The organism is Chitinophaga filiformis, from assembly GCF_021646545.1.
Lineage (GTDB): Bacteria > Bacteroidota > Bacteroidia > Chitinophagales > Chitinophagaceae > Chitinophaga > Chitinophaga filiformis_A.
In genome coordinates this window covers 668551-684931 of sequence record NZ_JAKIRP010000001.1, presented here as the reverse complement: position 1 = coordinate 684931, position 16381 = coordinate 668551, and the positions used below count along the sequence as shown (strand labels likewise).

Annotated in this window: 16 protein-coding genes and 1 riboswitch; of the genes, 4 read left to right on the top strand and 12 right to left on the bottom strand. The window is 47.5% G+C overall.

Features of this window, described 5'->3' with window-relative positions; genetic code table 11:
- Positions 1-36 precede the first annotated feature (36 nt).
- Both tmk and map read left to right on the top strand, forming a co-directional pair.
- Positions 37-723: a dTMP kinase gene (gene tmk / locus L3C95_RS02770; protein ID WP_236384961.1), complete on the top strand. Its 687-nt coding sequence runs from the start codon at positions 37-39 to the stop codon at positions 721-723.
- Between the two features lie 7 nt (positions 724-730).
- Positions 731-1495 carry a type I methionyl aminopeptidase gene (gene map / locus L3C95_RS02765; protein ID WP_236384960.1) on the top strand — a complete coding sequence of 255 codons (765 nt, stop codon included), beginning with the start codon at positions 731-733 and terminating at the stop codon, positions 1493-1495.
- 74 nt (positions 1496-1569) lie between these two features.
- On the opposite strand, the gene L3C95_RS02760 is transcribed toward map, so the two are convergent.
- From L3C95_RS02760 to L3C95_RS02745, 4 genes are all read right to left on the bottom strand, one after another.
- The gene (locus L3C95_RS02760; RefSeq protein WP_236384959.1) at positions 1570-3138 is read right to left on the bottom strand and encodes a RagB/SusD family nutrient uptake outer membrane protein; all 1569 of its coding nucleotides are present in this window, start codon (positions 3136-3138) and stop codon (positions 1570-1572) included.
- A gap of 33 nt (positions 3139-3171) precedes the next feature.
- The gene (locus L3C95_RS02755) at positions 3172-6327 is read right to left on the bottom strand and encodes a SusC/RagA family TonB-linked outer membrane protein (RefSeq protein ID WP_236384956.1); all 3156 of its coding nucleotides are present in this window, start codon (positions 6325-6327) and stop codon (positions 3172-3174) included.
- Between the two features lie 496 nt (positions 6328-6823).
- Positions 6824-7957, bottom strand: coding sequence for an esterase-like activity of phytase family protein (locus tag L3C95_RS02750; protein WP_236384954.1), 1134 nt, complete (start codon positions 7955-7957; stop codon positions 6824-6826).
- A gap of 222 nt (positions 7958-8179) precedes the next feature.
- Positions 8180-8332 (bottom strand): lmo0937 family membrane protein, encoded by a 153-nt coding sequence (locus L3C95_RS02745; RefSeq protein ID WP_236384950.1) that lies wholly within the window; start codon positions 8330-8332, stop codon positions 8180-8182.
- Between the two features lie 307 nt (positions 8333-8639).
- On the opposite strand from L3C95_RS02745, the gene L3C95_RS02740 reads away from it, so the two are divergent.
- Positions 8640-9101 (top strand): ferritin-like domain-containing protein, encoded by a 462-nt coding sequence (locus tag L3C95_RS02740; RefSeq protein WP_236384942.1) that lies wholly within the window; start codon positions 8640-8642, stop codon positions 9099-9101.
- A gap of 213 nt (positions 9102-9314) precedes the next feature.
- Here the strand turns inward: L3C95_RS02740 and thiH are convergent, their stop codons facing one another.
- From thiH to thiS, 7 genes are all read right to left on the bottom strand, one after another.
- On the bottom strand, positions 9315-10424 hold the full coding sequence (gene thiH, locus L3C95_RS02735) for a 2-iminoacetate synthase ThiH (protein WP_236384940.1): 1110 nt from the start codon (positions 10422-10424) through the stop codon (positions 9315-9317).
- 11 nt (positions 10425-10435) lie between these two features.
- On the bottom strand, positions 10436-11209 hold the full coding sequence (locus L3C95_RS02730) for a thiazole synthase (RefSeq protein ID WP_236384937.1): 774 nt from the start codon (positions 11207-11209) through the stop codon (positions 10436-10438).
- On the bottom strand, positions 11206-11823 hold the full coding sequence (locus L3C95_RS02725) for a thiamine phosphate synthase (protein WP_236384936.1): 618 nt from the start codon (positions 11821-11823) through the stop codon (positions 11206-11208). The genes L3C95_RS02730 and L3C95_RS02725 overlap by 4 nt, the downstream gene beginning before the upstream one ends.
- Positions 11820-12575 (bottom strand): hydroxymethylpyrimidine/phosphomethylpyrimidine kinase, encoded by a 756-nt coding sequence (locus tag L3C95_RS02720; RefSeq protein ID WP_236384935.1) that lies wholly within the window; start codon positions 12573-12575, stop codon positions 11820-11822. Before L3C95_RS02720 ends, L3C95_RS02725 begins: the two co-directional genes overlap by 4 nt.
- Positions 12548-13162 carry a thiamine phosphate synthase gene (locus tag L3C95_RS02715; RefSeq protein WP_236384934.1) on the bottom strand — a complete coding sequence of 205 codons (615 nt, stop codon included), beginning with the start codon at positions 13160-13162 and terminating at the stop codon, positions 12548-12550. The genes L3C95_RS02720 and L3C95_RS02715 overlap by 28 nt, the downstream gene beginning before the upstream one ends.
- A 10-nt stretch (positions 13163-13172) precedes the next feature.
- Complete coding sequence (gene thiC, locus L3C95_RS02710) at positions 13173-15002, bottom strand: phosphomethylpyrimidine synthase ThiC (RefSeq protein ID WP_236384933.1); 1830 nt, start codon at positions 15000-15002, stop codon at positions 13173-13175.
- A gap of 111 nt (positions 15003-15113) precedes the next feature.
- A complete protein-coding gene (thiS, locus tag L3C95_RS02705) occupies positions 15114-15317 on the bottom strand; it encodes a sulfur carrier protein ThiS (RefSeq protein ID WP_236384932.1) in 204 nt (67 codons plus the stop codon).
- A gap of 50 nt (positions 15318-15367) precedes the next feature.
- A riboswitch (TPP riboswitch) is annotated at positions 15368-15477 on the bottom strand.
- Positions 15478-15522: 45 nt separating this feature from the next.
- Here thiS and L3C95_RS02700 point away from each other — a divergent pair.
- Positions 15523-16023, top strand: a complete 501-nt coding sequence (locus L3C95_RS02700) for a lipocalin family protein (RefSeq protein WP_236384930.1) — start codon at positions 15523-15525, stop codon at positions 16021-16023.
- An 85-nt stretch (positions 16024-16108) separates the two neighbouring features.
- Here the strand turns inward: L3C95_RS02700 and L3C95_RS02695 are convergent, their stop codons facing one another.
- Positions 16109-16366: a hypothetical protein gene (locus tag L3C95_RS02695; RefSeq protein ID WP_236384929.1), complete on the bottom strand. Its 258-nt coding sequence runs from the start codon at positions 16364-16366 to the stop codon at positions 16109-16111.
- Positions 16367-16381 lie beyond the last annotated feature (15 nt).

Here is a 16381-nt window from a genome sequence, read left to right as displayed (position 1 = left end):
AGTGGTATCTTTGCAGATAGTTTTAACTGATTTTTAATGCAGAATAACAGCAGGTTTATTGCCATTGAAGGACTGGATGGGGCCGGAAAATCTACCCAGATCGCTTTACTGACGGAATATTTTAATAAGCAGGGTATAGAGACACGCTTTGTACATTTCCCGATCGTACAGGAAGGCGTATTCGGAGAACTGATTGCCAGGTTCCTGCGGGGCGAGTTCGGAGACGTAAAAAGTGTACACCCACAATTGGTGGCGCTGTTATTTGCCGAAGACAGAAAGGCATTTGCACACAATATCAATGAATGGCTGGCCAGTGGATATGTGGTACTGGTAGACCGCTATGTACTGTCCAATATTGCATTCCAGTGTGCGAAGCTGCAAACGGAAAAAGAGAAGAAAGAGCTGCGTGAGTGGATCAACATGTTTGAATATGAGTACAACCGTATTCCCCAGCCGGATCTTTCAATTTACCTGGATGTTCCTTTTTCTTTTACCGAGCAGGCCTTGACACAGCGTCGTTCCGGCGAGGAAAGGAAGTACCTGAATGGGAAAGACGACATTCATGAGAAGGACTTCTCCCTTCAGCTGGCGGTAAAGCGGGAGTATGAAATATTAGCAGATACTGATCCTTCCGTTACCAGGATCACCTGTTTTGATGGAGATGGAAAGATGAAGTCTATTGCAGACATCCACGCAGCCATTATACATAATATCACAAAATAATCAGATTATGTCTATAACATCGAATGCAGACCTGTCGGGGATGCAGGCTGTGAGTGAGGCCGTAGGGATTACATTAAGGAAGATGAGGGAATATGCCTGTCCCGGTATGTCAGCAAAAGAGCTGGATGAATATGGCGGCAGGCTATTGAATGAAATGGGGGCAAAGTCAGCGCCGAAACTGACCTATGGGTTTCCCGGATGGACCTGCATCAGCCTGAATAATGAAGTAGCGCACGGTATTCCATCCGGCAATAAGATATTGCAGGAAGGAGACCTGGTGAACATAGATGTTTCAGCCGAACTGAATGGCTATTGGGGTGATAACGGGGGTTCGTTTGTATTGGGAAACGATATTCATAATCATAATCCGCTGGTGAATGCCTCAAAGCTGATATTGCAGAAAGCGATCGGTGAGATCAGGGGCGGAGTAAAGATTGCTGACATAGGGCAACTCATAGAATCGACAGCAAAGAAAATGGGCTACAGGGTCATTAAGAACCTGGTGGGCCATGGCGTGGGCAGAAGCCTGCATGAGGAGCCTAAAGAGATCCCGAATTACTACGACCGTATGAACAAGAACCGGTTCCGGAAGAATAGTGTTGTTGCCATTGAGACGTTCATTTCTACCAGAGCCTCTTACGCGTATGATATGGGGGATGGCTGGACGCTCGTGACCAATGATGGCAGCTTCGTAGCGCAGCATGAACATACCATCATAGTAACAGATGGACAACCGGTGATCCTCACCGCATCCAATCAGATCTGGGACTAATGTATTGTAAATAAAAAGAGAGGGCCTCGTTTCAAAAAAACGAAGCCCTCTCTTTTTATTGGAAGGAACTGATCTTATGAACCGTAACCGTCATTCTGAGGTCTCAGGTTAATGTTGTTACGCATTTCCTGTATTGGTAGTGGGAACAGCAGATGTTTCTTCTGTAGTGCGGCACCGGAGTTTTGGTTAATGTGTCCTTCAAAGTTGTCGAAGCCATTAGTGTCTTCGTTGTATACTTTTCTCAGACGCACCATGTCAAACCACGTAATGCCTTCATAACAGAACTCATGCCAGCGCTCACGCCATACTGCCTCTTCAAACGCGCCCTGTGTCAGCCCTGATAAAGGATCCAGCCCCGCCCTTTCACGTACGCGGTTCAAAGCAGCATATGCATCAGCATTTGGAGTACCGTCTGCCTTGTTCTGCGCTTCTGCGTAGATCAGCAATGTCTCTGCAAAGCGGATCTGAGGCATGTTCAGGTTACTTCTACCGGTACCGGGAGCGCCTGGTTTACCATGAGCTGCTACATCGAAGTGCTTGTAGATGTAAGGTTTGTCTAACTGGAATGTATCGCCTTTACCGTCTACGAAATAGTAAGTAAAGAAAAACTGCTGCTGATCTGTACGTTTATCCTTAGGCTCAAACTTCTTGTATGAATCATAGAAAGAAGAAGTAGGGATAGAACTACCTACACCGCTACCCATGGCAGAGATATTCTTTGACAGGGAGTTGTTTGGCAGCATTAGTGATTGCATCGGGTTGCCCTCGATATCTGCCAGGTACTGTACTTCAAACAGGTGTTCTACCTTATTGTTGTTCGTTACGTCATGCAGCTGGCTATAAGCGTCGAACAGATTGATCTGGCCTGTATTGGTTTTTGCATAGTCAAGAACCTCTTTTGCTTTAGCGGCCGCCATCTTGTAATATTCCAGACCTTTTTCCAGCGGATAGCCGGCCATAGTCAGATATACTTTTGCCAGTTCGGTTTTGATGGCAGCGAGGCCTACCCTGCCGGAAGCGTCCATCCATGGCAAGCCGGATTCTTCAGCCATTTTCAGATCTGCAACGATTTGCGCATATACGCTATCCGTGCTTGTACGGCCAGGATAGAAATCAGGAGAAGTAGGTGTTTGTGGCTTTGTGATCAAAGGAACATTACCCCAAAGTCTTACAACATAGAAGTAAGACCATGCACGCAGGAATGCTGCTTCACCCATTGTTCTTTTTCTCGCTGCCTCATCCATATTTGGGATGCCGGGAATTTTATCAAGCGCCATGTTGGCCTGTGCAATTACTCTATAGGCGCCAGTCCAGAATTGTCTGACGTGGAGGTTATCTCCATCATATACAAGCCCCAGGAGGTTGTTTAGGTCAGAGTTTTGAGCGGTTGCTGTTGCTGCAGTACCTGTCGGTGCATCCAGCATCTGGAAGTTGGCCGAAAAGATACCTGCACCACTACCAATGAAACGGGCGCGTGCATAAGCTGCATACACCGCTGCATCCGCATGTTCCGGTAAGGTATAATAGATATCTGGCGACAGGTTGGAAGGGTCTTTTTCTTCCAGGAATTTGTTACAACCGGTAGCAAATAAGCTGCCACCGATCAATATGCTAAGTGCGGCTTTTTTTATGTAGTTCTTCATGAGCATCTCTTTTTCTGATAAATGTTAGATTGATTAGAAAGCAACGTTAGCGCCAAGCTGGAACGTAGTTGGTTTCGGATAATCAAAGAATGTTTGGCCCTGTGCAAATGGCTGTGAGTAAGTGCTTACTTCAGGATCGTTACCACTGAATTTAGTAGCAAGGAAGAAGTTTTGTACAGAAGCATATACTCTCAGTTTGCTGAGATGCAGACGTTTCAGTTTTTCGGCAGAGAAGTTATACCCCAGTGCCAGGTTCTTACCACGGAGGAATGAACCATCTTCTACCCAACGGGTGTCTACGTTGGTAACATAACCAGCGCTCGGATTACGTGGAGCCGCGATGTCGGTATTCTGGTGATCCGGTGTCCAGTAGTTCAGTACGGATTTGAAGCTGTTAGCCAGGCCAGTACGGTCTTCACCGGAGTGGTGCGTCATGTTCAGTACATCGTTACCATACACGAATTGCAATTCAAGCGTTAGATCCAGGTTTTTGTACTTAAAGGTGTTGAAGAAACCACCCCATCCGTCAGGGTTACCGTTACCGATGATCATACGATCAGCATCGTTAATAGCATGGTCGCCATTTACGTCGCGGTATTTGATATCGCCGGGCAGGATTGGTTTGCCACCACGGTAATCTTTAAACAGCGCAGCTTCAGCAGCGTCTTTTGTAGCCCAGGTGCCTTCGCGCACGAGACCCCAGAAGGAACCTACAGGTTCACCTACGCGGATGATGTTTGTCTGGTTGGTGAAGTTAGGACCACCCACACCGAATATGTCGGCAGGAGTTGCCAGTGCCAGCACTTTATTCTTGTTGAAAGAGATGTTGAAGGTGGTAGACCAGGAGAAATCTTTCGTCTCAATGTTCACCGTATTCAAACCGATTTCCAGACCCTTGTTTTCCATTGCACCAACGTTTCTGCTGATAACAGTGTAACCGCTGGTGGTAGGTACAGGCGCATCCAGTAACATATCTGTAGTTTTCCTGTAGTAGAGGTCAGCTTCCAGAGAGATCCTGTTCTTTAACAGACCCAGTTCCACACCAAAATCATACTGCGCAGTTTTTTCCCATTTCAGGTCTTTGTTAGGTAGCCTGTTGGTACCTACACCCTGTACTTTCTGACCGTTCAGTGGGAAGGCGTAGTCGTTGCTCGCGGTCAGTGAATACAGGGAGCTGTAAGGCGGGATCTCAGAGTTACCCGTCAAACCGTAGCTCGTACGCAGTTTCAAAGTAGAGATGGTTGGATTGTCTTTCAGGAATGACTCCTCAGATACACGCCATGCCAACGCTGCAGAAGGGAAGAAAGCGTATTTGTTGTTGGGGCCGAATTTGGAAGAACCATCCACACGGCCTGTGAAGGTAACCAGGTACTTATCTTTAAAGCCATAGTTCACACGGCCAAAGTAAGAGTTGAATGCAAAACCAAGGTTACGGGAAGCTGCGCCGGATGAAGGAATCAGACCTGCAGAACCGATACTGTTGGTTTCGAGATAGTCGGTAGAAAAGTTTTCACCACGTACGTTGAAGCCGAAGATGTTATCTTCCTGCCAACCCACACCCGCTAAAGCATTGATAGAGTGAATCTGGTTGAAGCGTTTGTTGTAGGTCAGATAGTTTTCAAATGACCAGTAAGTTTCCCTGTCGTTCGCAACGATGGCAATACCTTTCTGGGTAGCAGAGATGTCTATCAGTGAGCGGCCGTTCCATTCGTTCCTGCCGCGGGTTACTACGTTAGCACCTACAACGGAACGGAATTCCAGACCTTTTGCCAGGGTGATAGTAGCATATGCGTTACCCAGTACGTTCTGTGTCTGCAGAATGTATTTGCGGTCTGTCAGGATGTGTACAGGATTGGCACCACCTTCAGCACCAGGATACAGCTTGTTATTGCTGAAAGTACCATTTGGCATTCTAACCGGCAGGAAAGGCAGCGCTTCTGTGATCATACGAACAGAGTTCAGACCACCGGTACCGATATCAACCAGGTTTTCGCTCTGGTTAGTGTAACCCAGTGATCCACCTACTTTCAGCCATGATTTCATCTGGCTGTCGAATGTGAAACGTGCAGAATATCTTTTCAGATAAGAATTCAACAGCAAACCTTCGTCATCCCTGTAACCCAGGAACAGACCGAACTGGCTGTTTTCATCACCACCTGTAAAGCCTAACTGATGGCTGTGAGATACTTTATGTTGCACAGATTCCTTAAACCAGTCTGTATCATACTTTGGATTGCCATTGGCATCGAACAGATCAGGATTGGTTCTTTTTAACTTAGGATCTTTAGATATATAAGTGCCCTTAGCCCATTCAACCGGATCGTAGATCTCAGCGTTCTTCCAGGCCAGGTCTTCTACCTGCATATATTCTTTCGCGTTGAGCATCTCAACACGTTTAGGGCCAATGGTGTTATATGCCAGGCCTACATCATAAGTAACACGGCTACCGCTGGCATTACCTCTTTTAGTAGTCACCAGAATAACACCGTTCGCACCTCTTGCACCGTAGATCGCAGTGGAAGATGCGTCTTTCAGCACCTCTACAGATGCTATTTCATTCGGGTTTAAGAAGTCGATTGCATTACTGTTCTGCGTTTGTGCACCTACCGGAATTACCACTCCGTCAATTACATAGAGCGGGTTGTTGGTAGTGTTGATAGAACTGAAACCACGGATACGCACATTGGTCTGACCACCCGGACGACCCGAGTTGGTGTTCACCTGTACACCGGGGATCCTGCCTGCCAGCGCCTGGTTTACAGAGGCTGCGGGTCTTTCTTCCAGTTGTGCGGTTTTCACAGATGCTACAGCGCCTGTCAGGTCAGAACGTCTTGTAGAACCATAACCTACTACTACTACGTCCTGTAAGGATTTTACGTCAGAGGACATGCTGACGTTAATGTTTGCAGCGCCATTAATCACTTTTTCCTGACTCAGATAACCAATAAACGAGAATACAAGCGTACTACCAGAGGGGGCATCAATGCTATACGTACCATCTGGTTTGGTTTGGGTTCCGCTACTAGTGCCTTTAACTTGTACAGATACACCAGGGAGCGGGGAGTTATCCCTGTTGTCAAGGACCCGGCCGGTGATTTTCCGGCTTTGTGAGAAGGCGTGCAGCGTCATCAGCAAAGCCAATGCGCCTTGCACCGCGACCCTCATGAAACGTGTGAATTTAGACTTCATATACTGGAGGTTTTAGATAATAGACTACCGGGCTGCAAAGCATTCGATTGCAGCATGACAAGTACAGTTACTACTGACAGTTACATTTTACATTACATCATTATTTTACGTGGCCTGTAATGAAAAAGAATAAAATAAAATGCTGATAGTTATCCGTTGAGGATAAGAAAAAGCTACAAGTAATAATTAATGATTAATGATTCAAATAACGCTACGGAATTTTAATTTAAGTTCAATACACAAGTTCTTTATAACGATTTCGGCTTTTTGAATAAATATGGTAACTCCGCCTTAAAAGTATAATATTTTTCAAGTAAAGTAAAACGTTTTTGCAAAAAAGTTTTGAACGGTGAAAAACTGCTATGGGAGAGGGTAAGAAAGGGATTTTGGTAATTTGTATATAAATCAGAAAAATGACATAAAATGACAAAACAGGGAAATATTATTTTGGCATACTTCCCTGTTCTGTATATTTTTCCTGGTAAAATAGTATTTCTTATTGTTTAACTTCGAAGATGTAAAACTGTGTCTCCTCTCTTTTGTCAAAATTATTATCAACGACGAAAATAAGACTTCGGTGTCCGTTAGCTAGTATCGGGCCGAAAGTCATTCCTTCCACATTATCAACAAAGGTATCCAGCTCATCAAAATTCAGGAGTAACTTCTTTTTCCCTGGTGTGAAATGGGTTGTTTCGCGTAACGAATTGACCGTCTTAATATCAGTAGCATGTTGAAGATCTGCTATGAATACACGGATCGTGTTGCTTTTTACGCCGGTGGAGAACGAGCGCTCCATCACCAGTAGCTGCGTTTCCGAGAGTGCCAGTATATCGGAAATACCATTTACACGGAAAGCGGAATCGGGGACAGCGGGATGTGCTACAGCTTCCAGTTTATAAGCATACTGGGCTATTGGCTGACGGGTATGCAGATCATATTTGATAATACGTGTATATGCGGTAGTATCTCTCAGGTCAGCACGGGGACCGTCTTCATATCGCGGCTCTTCCAGGCTTACAAACATACAACGGCCATCGGGAGTAATACCAATGCCTTCGAATACACCATTACGCCTTGGCCCGTTTTCTGTGGCCCGCATGTGGAACTGTTCCGGCAAGGGATAGCTGCCAAGAAACCGCCCGCTGCTGTCTATGTCGTATACTCCGGGGTCATTGACAATGTTCCCCTTCTCTGAAATGATCCTCTCCCCTTCACTGCTCCATACCAGATGACCGGTATGCGGATTGTAACGCATGGCCTCCGGGTCGGGTGCAAGGGCCTTTGCCGGGGGATATACATTGCCGTCGGGCATTCTCAGATAAGTAGTACCAATAAAATGGATACTGTCTCTATCGTAATTGTTTGCTGGTATCTGAACGGTGTAATATCTGGCTGCTTGTTTTTCCGAACGGTCATCGCAGATCAGGTAATAAACCTTCCGGGTACTGTCATAATCTATACCTGAAAGCCCTCCTACTGTGGTACCCTTAAAAGGCATGTTGTAAGGAACAATGTATTTATGCAGTAATGTCAGTGAGTGAATGGTGGGTGTCGTGGTGTCTCTAACGCTGGTTTTATGGCTGGTAGCACAGGCACTCAGCAGCATAACCAGGAGCATGTATTTTCTCATATAAAAATTTCTCAGTCACAAAAGTAGTGAATGAAAAGTATCTCTGGGATTAAGTATAACCGCTCCTGCTGCCCATGAGAAAGTAGGCAGATGGACATAACAATACTGTTATGGAAACACCGGTTTGAAAAAAAATAAGGTAATCAGATCGTAGCAGAATAGTATGTCGGTCTTTCTGCTACGACTGATTACCATTTTCACACAATGGAGCTGGTTGCCCAGTTATACTGCCCGGCCGCGTATAATATTTACAAGAATAGCAATGATAGCTAATACCAACAGCACGTGTATCAGACTGCCGGCGGAGTAAACAAACGCACCCAGTATCCATCCGATGATGAGGATCACTGCGATCAAATAAAGTAAGCCGCTCATATCAATAAGATTTGGTTATAGTAACAAGTAAAAAATCTGTGCCAGATAGTGTTAATGACAAGAGGCACTGCTCTTCCTCAATGTTTACAAGGCTTACAGCGTATTCTTCCCTTTTTTAAGCAATATATGCCGGCATTTTTTATGGAGTTTTCTTTGTGGAGTTGATTCCCCAGCAAGGGCAAAATCTCCGTCAGGTAAGGCGCTGGAACAGGCCACCATGCCTGCTCGGCTATAAGCGCAGAAACTGGTAGTATTTTTGAACCATACATATACTAATCATCATTGCATTAATCTAAAATTGACTATCATGCAACTAAATGAAAAATTGTTGGAAGCCCTGAGTGATCTGGTCAGGATCAATCAAGATCGTGTGGAAGGATATGAAAAAGCAATAGCATTAACAGAAGATACCGACCTGAAGGCTTTGTTCCAGAGAATGGCAGACGAAAGCCATACATATATTGACCAGTTAAACAACGTGTTACTCGACGGTGGAGGAGACGTCGCCCAAGGCTCTTCTACATATGGGAAACTCTATAGAACCTGGATGGATGTAAACGCGACCTTTTCAGGACGTGACCGCCAGGCACTGCTGTCTTCCTGCGAATACGCAGAAGACGCCGCACAAAGAACATACGAAGATGTGTTGCGTTCTACTGTCCCGATGCCTTACAGCGTAAGGGAGCTGATCGCTAACCAGAAGGGCGCGCTCAGAGGTTCGCATGAAACCGTTAAGACTTACAGGGACCTTGAAAAGATCCCTCATTGACCGGAATGTGTTCATTTTAACACCCGTTGTTCTTTTTGTTCATAATGATGATAACTGTGGTTGTTCATTATGTGCAGCTTACATTTGGAATGTAAGATTAAGCGGCTACTTATCTCAATAAGTAACATTTTCAGTAATGGATTTAGGTAAATCTACAGCCCCGTTGGATGCGGGGCTGTTATATTTTTACAAAGTTCTTCTCTTCGTCTTTCATCAATAACCCGCATCCCAATCTTTCCATACAGGCTCATAACCCTGCGCACGCAACATGCCACTGATGTTCGCCGGACTACGGTCGTCAGATATTTCGAACTGCTCCAGAGAAGACAGATCTGTTGCGTACCCACCGGGATTCGTTTTTGAACCTGCACTAAGCGCTGTAATGCCCAGTTTGATCACATTATCTCTGAAACGGGGCGTTTCTCTCGTAGAAAGACTTAATTCAATTTCCTGGTCCAGCAAGCGGTAGGCGCAGATCAGCTGTACCAGCTCGCGGTCGTTCATTTCCACTTTAGGAGGCAGGCCACCCGAACAAGGGCGCAGGCGCGGGAAAGATATACTGTACTTCGTCTGCCAATATGTCTTTTCCAGATACTGCAGATGAAGGGCTGTAAAAAAACTATCCGTACGCCAGTCTTCCAGCCCTATTAGCACGCCCAATCCTATTTTATGGATACCTGCCCTGCCCAGCCGGTCCGGCGTGTTTAAACGGTACTCAAAATTAGATTTACGCCCCTTAGGATGATGCAGCTTATAATCTGCCTCGTGATATGTTTCCTGGTAGACCAGTACCGCATGCAGTCCATAAGGTATCAGCTCCGCATAGTCCGCTTCATCCATAGGTTGTACCTCCATGGAGATGTTGGCAAAATGCGGGCGGATCACTTTCAGCGCTTCCCGGAAATAATCCACCCCTACGGTCTGATTAGCTTCACCTGTAACCAGCAGCACATGCTCATACCCCATTGCCTTGATAACGGCCACTTCCCGGAGTATTTCCTCTTCGTTCAGCGTCTTCCGCGCAATCTTATTATCCAGGCTAAAGCCGCAGTAGGTACAGATATTCTGGCATTCATTGCTGAGGTACAGGGGAATGTACAACTGCATGGTATTGCCAAAGCGCTGTTGCGTAAGCCTGCGGCTCAGCTGGGCCATCTGTTCAAGATAAGGGGCTGCCGCCGGCGATATCAGTGCTTTAAAGTCTTCGAGGGTACGCTTGCTGCGGTTAAGCGCAGCTTCCACATCGCGGGCGGTTTTCGAATAAATATCCGCCTTGACCTCGTCCCAGTTATATTGATCAAAAATGTTTTTAAAACCTGACATAATGTGCTTGTTTAAACTTCATCAAGAAAGCCGATCAGTGGGCTGGACGCCACTGCCTGACGCTGCACGGAGGGCAATCCTGCTTCATATGCCTGTCTGCCGGCTATAACGGCCTGTCTGAATGCCTGTGCCATCATTACCGGGTCTTTTGCCACGGCGATAGCAGTGTTCACCAACACGGCGTCTGCCCCTATTTCCATGGCTTTTGCGGCATCCGATGGACTGCCGATACCTGCGTCTACCACCACCGGTACATTACTCTGTTCGATGATGATCTCCAGGAAATCGATCGTCCGCAGGCCTTTGTTGCTGCCTATTGGTGCGCCCAGGGGCATGACGGCGGCTGTACCTGCTTCCTCCAGTCTTTTGCACAGCACAGGGTCTGCGTGTACGTAGGGCAGTACAATGAACCCGAGTTTTACCAGTTCTTCTGCCGCTTTCAGTGTTTCTATCGGATCTGGCAGCAGGTAGCGTGGATCGGGATGTATTTCGAGTTTGAGCCAGTTCGTTTCAAGGGCTTCCCGGGCCAGTTGGGCAGCATATACGGCCTCTTTGGCTGTTCTTACGCCGGAAGTATTAGGCAGTAATTTTAGCTGCGGATGATGCATGTGCTGTAACATATCATCCGATTCATTGTGGACGTCCACCCTTTTCAGCGCTACCGTCACCAGTTCTGAACCTGAAGCCAGTAAGGCTTCCTCCATCACGGACAGTGAGGCAAATTTGCCAGTGCCGGTAAACAGGCGGGAAGAAAAGGCATGTCCGGCTATTACAAGTGGTGTCATATTGTTGTAAGAGATGATACAGTTTGAAATTTGTTTTCTGCATGTGTGATAAGGCCACTTACCGCAATGCCGTGAATACCCGTCTGCATCAGCACCGGTACATCTTCTGCCAGTATACCGCCGATAGCGATGACCGGAATATGAATACCCATATTCCTGAGCGCCTGCATGATGCCGGCAATGCCTTCCAGACCGAGGATGGGACTGAGCTTCTCTTTAGTGGTGGTAAAGCGGTAAGGTCCAAGGCCTACATAGTTAGCGCCGTCTTTTACATGAACAAGAATATCTTCCAGCGTATTGGCGGTACCACCAATGATAAATTCATCGCCGGTGATGGCCCGGGCCCTTGTCACTGTCATATCCTGCTTGCCGACGTGTACACCATGAGCGCCGACCGTCTTCGCAATGTGTGGATAGTCGTTGATGATAAGAGTGGCGTTGTACCGTGAACAGATGGCTTTTGCCGAAAGTGCGCTGGCCAGGATCTTATCTTCGGGTTCATTCTTGATACGAAGTTGTATCCATCTGCAACCGGCCTCGCAGGCAGCCAGGATATTATCCAGGTGTGAGGCAGTTGCCGTTTGTTGTGATATATAATGCAATGAGCTGATCATGTGATATGATAACCTAAAAGTGATGAATGACTGGCCAGAAACTTCTCTGTATAAAGTTTGGCCTTGATACAGGCGACAGGCAATGAGCTGCCTGCTGCCAGTTGTGCGGTAATAGCAGCGCTGAGCACACAGCCGGAACCATGTTTAGGAAAGACGGTTTCAATACTGGCGGGAATATCGATTATATCGGTCCTGCCTATATACAGACTGTCTACTCCCTGTCTGTCCTGCCGGTGCCCTCCCTTTAGCAGCACTGCACTGTAGGCTGCCAGGGCGCTTGCAGCGGCATGACCGTCTTCCTCCCCACTCAGTAGCTGCGCTTCCTGATAGTTGGGAGTTAGCAGGTACACTTGCTGCAATACCTGTTTCCATACCGATAGTTGTGTGGTATCATGAAACGTGTAGCCGGCGCTGGCTTTCAGCACAGGATCCAGTATGAAACGTACATCCGGCTGTATGGCCTTTATGGCCTCAATAACCTCCAGTATGGTAGCTGCATCGCGTACGATCCCGATCTTGCAGTACGCCACCGGATATGTTTCCATAAGCGGTGTTGCCTGTGCTATGATCTGACCTGCGGATTGCCACTCTACTGAAAGGAAGCGGCTATCTGTCTGTACAGTGATGGCCGTACAGACGCCCAGACCATACACGCCAAGCGCCTCAAACGTTTTTATATCTGCCAGCAGGCCTGCTCCGGCGGAAGGATCGAGGCCGGCCAGACTTATGACATAAGGGCGTCTGTCCTCCATATATCCCTGATGCGGCGGAAGTTGCTGATAGCTGCAGCGGGTTCCTGCCAGATGGCGCCCAATAGGGCAATCCCGTCAAACTGCATGTCGCGGGCCTTTGCTGCTGTGGTATGATCGATCCCTCCCAACGCCAGTACCTGACCCTTGTAGCCATCCTTTGAAAGGCGGAAGCCTGTTCCGAAGGTGCTTGTATGCCCCGGTTTGGAGATGCTGTCAAACACGGGAGCCAGCAGCAGCTGGTCCCAGTTATCGCTGGCTATCTGCAAGGTCTGGGCGGCATGTATGCTGGTGCTGAGCCGCCATCCTCTCTGCCGGTAGCCGATGATCTGGTCGCCGTTTACAAGGCCCCTGCCGGTTTCACTGAAGTGTACGCCCTGCAGGCCATACTTTTCGCAAAGGGCAGGATGTCCCGCTATCATCAGCTTATGGTAGCAGGATGGATCTGCGTCTTGTAACAGCAGTTCATAATCTGCTTCCGGCCACCCCGGTTTGCGTACGAGGATGCTGTCTGCGCCTTCGGCGATCAGTTGCTGCCAGTAGTTGGTTTCTTCCGGCAGGAATGTACTGTGTGTGATGATCTGTATCATGAGATGAGTATCAGAAGTAAACTTCTCCTCCCTGTTCTTTAAATGCATGTGCCTGTTCTGCCATACCGGTTTCCAGGGCCAGTGTTTCATCTATCTGTTGCGTAGCGGCATAGTCCCGCACTTCCTGTGTGATCTTCATCGAGCAAAAATGAGGCCCGCACATAGAACAGAAGTGTGCGATCTTGGCGCCTTCTGCAGGCAGCGTCTCATCATGATAGGAACGGGCGGTCTCCGGATCGAGGGAAAGGTTGAACTGATCTTCCCAACGGAACTCAAAGCGGGCTTTACTCAGGGCATTATCACGGTGTTGCGCCCCCGGATGACCTTTGGCAAGATCTGCAGCGTGAGCTGCAATCTTATAAGTGATCACCCCTTGTCTTACATCTTCCTTATCAGGCAGCCCCAGGTGCTCTTTAGGTGTCACATAACACAGCATAGCGGTACCGAACCAACCGATCATGGCGGCGCCGATAGCAGAGGTGATATGATCATAGCCTGGTGCAATATCCGTAGTCAATGGTCCCAGCGTATAGAAAGGCGCTTCTTTACAGTGTTCCAGCTGTTTATCCATATTCGCCTTGATCAGGTGCATAGGCACGTGTCCCGGACCTTCTATCATGGTCTGTATATCATGTTTCCACGCAATATCGGTCAGCTCTCCCAGCGTTTCCAGTTCTGCAAATTGTGCGGCATCATTGGCATCTGCGATGCTTCCGGGACGAAGACCATCCCCCAGGGAGAAGGCTACGTCATATGCTTTCATAATGTCGCAGATCTCCTCAAAGTGGGTATAGAGGAAGTTCTCTTTATGATGCGCCAGGCACCATTTGGCCATGATCGAACCTCCACGCGATACGATGCCGGTGGTACGTTTGGCGGTAAGCGGTACATAACGCAGCAGTACGCCTGCATGTATGGTGAAATAGTCCACACCCTGTTCGGCCTGTTCTATAAGCGTATCCCGGAAGATGTCCCAGGTCAGGTCTTCGGCTTTGCCATTTACTTTTTCCAGCGCCTGGTAAATGGGAACGGTGCCAATGGGAACGGGTGAATTACGGATGATCCATTCTCTTGTTTCGTGAATATTTTTACCGGTGCTGAGATCCATGATCGTGTCTGCCCCCCAGCGGCAGGCCCACACAGCTTTTTCAACTTCTTCCTCTATACTGGAGGTGACCGCCGAGTTACCGATATTGGCATTGATCTTCACCAGGAAATTACGGCCAATGATCATGGGCTCACTTTCCGGATGGTTGATATTGTTGGGAATGATGGCACGTCCTGCAGCTACCTCCTGTCTTACAAATTCGGGTGTGATGAATTTCAGGGGGATATTGGCGCCGAACGACTGCCCTTTATGCTGTTGCCAGAGCGCGTTATTGTCCTGGAATAATTTGTCTACACATTGATTCTCGCGGGTGGCAATGTATTCCATCTCGCGGGTGATGATACCTTTCTTAGCATAATGCATCTGCGACACATTATGTCCTGCTTTTGCTTTCATTGGTGAATGCTGATACGAGAAGCGCAGGCCGTCCAGGCGGCTGTCGGCCAGTCTTTCCTTGCCGTAGGCTGAGGTAATGCCTGGCAGCTGTTCAACATCATTACGGTCTTTAATCCAGCTCTCACGTAACCTGGGTAGGCCTTTGCGTACATCTATGTCCATGTTCGGATCGGTGTACGGACCGCTGGTGTCATAGACTACGACCGGGGAATTAGGTACTTCGGCTCCTTTGCTGCCATGCAGGCGTGTAGGAGTCAGCGTGATCTCTCTCATGGCAACGCCATCTACGTAGATCTTTCTGGATGCCGGGAAGGGCGTACGGGAAATTGAATGCATAAAGTGATGATTGAATTAGGATTTGCGAGTTGAGAAGATGGCACACAGGGACATACCACGGCCTCACGGCTGTGCGCGTATCATTGTCATTGTATGCCTGTAAATGAGTCCTTATCCGCCTTGTGTGGCGCGGATGATCGTGACCTTATCTGCAGTCTGTAATATTTGTTCCGGCCAGGAGGTTTTCGGAATAACCTGGCTGTTGACGGCGATGGCGACGCCTTTTTCTGAAGAAAGTTGAATAAACTGTAAGAGGGCAGCAACAGTAGTTCCTGGCTGCACCGCATAAAGTTTATTGTTTACAAGCACTTCCATGTTTGCAAGGAATTAAGTGAACAATAAACTTTAAGGATGGAAAGATGAAGAAGAGTTCAGCTACTTTTCCCTACGGCAGTATGAGCTGCGTCAGGTACTGAGGGTTTCATCTCAGCTTCCCGGAAGTATGTACAACCGGGAAACACCCCTAAAGTGCCTTAAAGGTAGTTAAATTTGTTAAACTAGTATTGCTATCTTTGGAACTATGAAAAAATGTCTGGTCCTGTCAGTGATCTGTACTGTTATTAGCGCAGCATGTCAACAGCCGTCTCCGTCTTCAAAAACAACTGTGCCGGAAGACAGTAGTCTGATTGATGTGAAGGATACAGTCACCCCCGAAACGATCACAGATTCTGTAACGCTGGTGAGGGCGGATACGATATCCTATACTGAAGACCAGCTGCTGGGCAAATGGTTACAACCTGTGCCGGGCGTGGACAAGGCCACACAGGGGTTTCAGCTGAAGAAAAAAGGCGCCATTACTTCAATCAATACGTACTCAATGAAATATGACAAGTGGAGTGTGTCGCACGATACGCTGCTGTTATGGAGCCATATAGAGGGCTTGCAGCAGAAAGACTCTGCCGCTGTCATAGATACTACGCTTATCAAGTCACTAACGGATACTTCGCTGGTGCTGTTTCCCATCAAAGCCGCAGAGGGATACCTCGAAGAATACAAAAAGGTCAAAAGCAAGAAAAGATAGTTCCTGGCCATAGTCCACAGGCAACAGACAATTGCGATATATTGCCTGCTGCCTGCATTGCAGACTATAGTTTGTCATGAACTAACTAATGATACATTTGCCACAAAGCTACTGCGCAGGCCACAACTGCCATGAAGATACCTGCTGTAGCTACCTGTGTGTCATCAATATTCTTGTGAGCTTTTACTACGGAAAGTCCGCCCACTATAATGGCTGCAATGCCCAATATCAGTGCAGTATTGGGATTCCTTGATATAAATGCATATACTGCAGCAAATATGCCCGCGAACATAGAAACGAAGCAGGCAATTTTGGTGGGGGTGGACGTGGTGTGCTGTTGCATATAAGTAAGAATTAA

Excerpts from the sequence above, each read along its gene's own strand:
- L3C95_RS02745 (WP_236384950.1), bottom strand. The coding sequence starts at position 8,332 with ATGAGCGGCTTACTTTATTTGATCGCAGTGATCCTCATCATCGGATGG.
- L3C95_RS02725 (WP_236384936.1), bottom strand. The coding sequence starts at position 11,823 with ATGATCAGCTCATTGCATTATATATCACAACAAACGGCAACTGCCTCA.
- tmk (WP_236384961.1), top strand. The coding sequence starts at position 37 with ATGCAGAATAACAGCAGGTTTATTGCCATTGAAGGACTGGATGGGGCC.
- L3C95_RS02720 (WP_236384935.1), bottom strand. The coding sequence starts at position 12,575 with ATGGAGGACAGACGCCCTTATGTCATAAGTCTGGCCGGCCTCGATCCT.
- L3C95_RS02755 (WP_236384956.1), bottom strand. The coding sequence starts at position 6,327 with ATGAAGTCTAAATTCACACGTTTCATGAGGGTCGCGGTGCAAGGCGCA.
- thiS (WP_236384932.1), bottom strand. The coding sequence starts at position 15,317 with ATGGAAGTGCTTGTAAACAATAAACTTTATGCGGTGCAGCCAGGAACT.
- L3C95_RS02715 (WP_236384934.1), bottom strand. The coding sequence starts at position 13,162 with ATGATACAGATCATCACACACAGTACATTCCTGCCGGAAGAAACCAAC.
- map (WP_236384960.1), top strand. The coding sequence starts at position 731 with ATGTCTATAACATCGAATGCAGACCTGTCGGGGATGCAGGCTGTGAGT.
- thiH (WP_236384940.1), bottom strand. The coding sequence starts at position 10,424 with ATGTCAGGTTTTAAAAACATTTTTGATCAATATAACTGGGACGAGGTC.
- L3C95_RS02740 (WP_236384942.1), top strand. The coding sequence starts at position 8,640 with ATGCAACTAAATGAAAAATTGTTGGAAGCCCTGAGTGATCTGGTCAGG.
- L3C95_RS02730 (WP_236384937.1), bottom strand. The coding sequence starts at position 11,209 with ATGACACCACTTGTAATAGCCGGACATGCCTTTTCTTCCCGCCTGTTT.
- L3C95_RS02695 (WP_236384929.1), bottom strand. The coding sequence starts at position 16,366 with ATGCAACAGCACACCACGTCCACCCCCACCAAAATTGCCTGCTTCGTT.
- L3C95_RS02700 (WP_236384930.1), top strand. The coding sequence starts at position 15,523 with ATGAAAAAATGTCTGGTCCTGTCAGTGATCTGTACTGTTATTAGCGCA.
- L3C95_RS02760 (WP_236384959.1), bottom strand. The coding sequence starts at position 3,138 with ATGAAGAACTACATAAAAAAAGCCGCACTTAGCATATTGATCGGTGGC.
- L3C95_RS02750 (WP_236384954.1), bottom strand. The coding sequence starts at position 7,957 with ATGAGAAAATACATGCTCCTGGTTATGCTGCTGAGTGCCTGTGCTACC.
- thiC (WP_236384933.1), bottom strand. The coding sequence starts at position 15,002 with ATGCATTCAATTTCCCGTACGCCCTTCCCGGCATCCAGAAAGATCTAC.